This window comes from Nocardioides pelophilus (assembly GCF_014180685.1).
GTDB lineage: Bacteria > Actinomycetota > Actinomycetes > Propionibacteriales > Nocardioidaceae > Nocardioides > Nocardioides pelophilus.
In genome coordinates this window covers 1-2655 of sequence record NZ_JACEHF010000273.1, presented here as the reverse complement: position 1 = coordinate 2655, position 2655 = coordinate 1, and the positions used below count along the sequence as shown (strand labels likewise).

Annotated in this window: 3 protein-coding genes and 1 pseudogene; all 4 read left to right on the top strand. The window is 73.7% G+C overall.

Annotated elements, in window-relative coordinates; genetic code table 11:
• Nucleotides 1–3 precede the first annotated feature (3 nt).
• Entirely contained in the window at nucleotides 4–162 is a 159-nt protein-coding gene (locus tag H0488_RS22800; RefSeq protein WP_246372700.1) for an SAV_6107 family HEPN domain-containing protein, read from the top strand.
• 28 nt (nucleotides 163–190) lie between these two features.
• The gene (locus tag H0488_RS22795) at nucleotides 191–943 is read left to right on the top strand and encodes a methyltransferase domain-containing protein (RefSeq protein WP_183101475.1); all 753 of its coding nucleotides are present in this window, start codon (nucleotides 191–193) and stop codon (nucleotides 941–943) included.
• A 24-nt stretch (nucleotides 944–967) separates the two neighbouring features.
• Nucleotides 968–1900: pseudogene (gene dinB / locus H0488_RS25335) on the top strand (DNA polymerase IV); the annotation flags it as partial.
• A gap of 400 nt (nucleotides 1901–2300) precedes the next feature.
• Nucleotides 2301–2655 (top strand): SCO2097 family morphological protein (locus tag H0488_RS22785; RefSeq protein WP_183101474.1); only part of this gene is annotated, 355 nt, incomplete at its 3' end.

Here is a 2655-nt window from a genome sequence, read left to right as displayed (position 1 = left end):
CGCTTGGCCGCCGAGTCCGGGTCGACCCGGGCGGTCACCGAGCGCGAGGCCGACGACCTGGTCCGCGATGCCGACCGGTTCCTCGCCGTGATCGAGCAGACCCTCGGCCTGACTCCGCACATCCCGCTCGGCGACCAGCTCGCTGGGCGCGCCGCTGGCTGAACGCCCCTCCCGCACTAATGTTGCGGCCATGGTCTCCCCAGAACACCCTGACCGGGCGCGGCCCGGGGAGCGTCCCGGCTCCGTGCGCACGGTCGTGGTCTGGGACGCGCTCGGCCCGGTGCTGTCCGGCGCGCCGCGCGACGTGGTCGACATCGGCGGCGGCACCGGCGGCTTCGCGGTCCGGGTCGCCCAGGCCGGACACCGCGTCACGGTCGTCGACCCGAGTCCCGACGCCCTGGCCGCGCTCGCCCGGCGGGCGCGCGAGGTCGGCGTCGAGGTCGCCGGCCGTCAGGGCGACGTCTCGGGGCTGCTCGACGTGGTCGGGGTCGACAGTGCCGACGTGGTGCTGTGCCACGGCCTGCTCGAGGTGGTCGACGCAGCCGAGGCGCTGGCGACGATCCGACAGGTGCTGCGGCCCGGCGGGACCGTCAGCATCCTGGTGGCCCAGCGGCACGCGGCCGTCGTGGCGCGGGCGATGGCCGGTCATCTCCACCAGGCGCTCGCCCTGCTCGACGGCGACGAGGCGACCGAGCGGACGACCGGCCGCAACGTGCGCCCGCCCCGCCGGTTCACCGCCGACGAGCTCACCGCCCTCGTCGAGGAGGCCGGGTTCTCGGTGGCCGGTGTCCACGCGGTCCGGGTGTTCACCGACCTCGTCCCCGGCTCGCTCCTCGACCAGGAGCCCGGCGCCGCCGCAGCGTTGGCCGACCTCGAGCGCGCGGTGGCGGAGCGGCCCGAGTACCTCCCGCTCGCCACACAGCTCCACTTGCTCGCCACCTAGATCCCGTGCTGCGCGGACGGCGCGATGAACGCGCCGCCGCACCTGCTCCACGTCGACATGGACGCGTTCTACGCGTCGGTCGCGATCCGCGACCGCCCCGAGCTGCACGACGTCCCCGTCGTCGTCGGCGGCGGCCACCGCGGGGTGGTGCTGTCGGCCAACTACCCGGCTCGTGGCTACGGCATCCGTTCGGGCATGTCCGGGGTCGAGGCGCGCCGACTCTGCCCCCGCCTGGTCGAGGTGCCGCCCGACTTCGACGTCCTGCGCCCGGTGTCGAAGGCGATCATGGAGACCTTCCGCGGGTTCACCCCGGTGGTCGAGGTGATGTCCCTCGACGAGGCCTTCCTCGACGTACGCGGCGCGGCGCGGTTGTTCGGTCCGCCGGAGGTGATCGCGGAGCGCATCCGCTCCCGGGTCCGCGCCGAGCACGGCATCACCTGCTCGGTCGGCATCGCGTCGGCGATCTCGGTCGCGAAGCTGGCCAGTCGACGGGCCAAGCCGGACGGCGTGCTGGCCATTCCTCCCGAGCGCTTCGTCGCCGTGGTCCACCCGCTCGACGTCGGCGAGCTGTACGGCGTCGGCGAGGCCACCCGCCAGCGGCTGCACCGGCTCGGGCTGATCACCGTCGGCGACGTCGCGCGGATCTCGGTCGCCGAGCTGCGGCGGATGCTCGGAGGTCACCTCGGCGGTCACCTCCATGCCCTCGCCTGGGGCGCCGATCGGAGTGAGCTCGCGCCCGGGGGAGCGGGCGCGTTCGGCTTCGGCGAGGGCGTCCCGGAAGGCAGCATGGGTGCGCAGCACACGCTCGCCGCCGACACCCGCGACCGTGATCGGCTCGCTCGTGAGCTGCTCCGGCTCTCGACCAGGGTCACCGCCCGCCTGCGGGCAGCGGACAAGATCGGGCGCACGGTGGCGATCACGATCCGGTGGAGCGACTTCCGCACCATCTCGCGATCCCGCACCCTCCCTGAGCCGACCGACGTCACCCACGACGTCTACGAGGCGGCGCTCCTGCTGCNGTCTTCCCCCTCCGGCTGGCCGTCCGGCTGGTGGGAGTCCGGGTCGAGGGCCTCCGACCCCGCGGTGAGCTCGGCGGCCGGCAGCTCGCCATCGGCGAGCGCGACCCCGGATGGCCCGACGCCGACCGCGCCGTCGACCGGGCGACCGACCGGTTCGGGCCCTCGGCGGTGCGTCGCGGCAGCCTCCTGGCTGGCCCTTCCGGGTAGCGGTCGTCATCCGTTCGGACACAACGTTCGAGGAATTGCGTGGTCTGCCTACCGGTCCGCGCGGTGCCTGCCTACACTGAAGGTTCAGAATCACTCGACGGGGCCCGTCGAAAGCATTTGTGGAGGATCCGGTGCCACTCTCCGAAGAGGAGCTGCGACTGCTCGAGCAGATGGAGCGTGCGCTCGTCGAGGAGGACCCGAAGTTCGCCTCCACCCTGCGTGGCACGACGCTCCGTCAGGCCGCTCGTCGTCGCGCGCTGCTCGCCGGGTTCGTCTTCGCCGTCGGGATCGCCGTGCTGATGGGCGGCGCGATCAGCGGCTGGTGGCAGGTCGGCATCGTCGGCTTCGTGATCATGCTCGGCTCCGCCACCATCGGCCTGAGCGCCGTGCGGGGCCAGCAGCGCGTCGGCTCCGAGCCCACCGCCATGGCGCACCCCTCGGGATTCGGCGTCGTCGAGGGCGGTCGCTCGCGCAGCCGCCGCAACG

Bases quoted from the DNA above. Each gene is read 5' to 3' on its own strand.
- H0488_RS22795 (WP_183101475.1), top strand. From the start codon at position 191: ATGGTCTCCCCAGAACACCCTGACCGGGCGCGGCCCGGGGAGCGTCCC.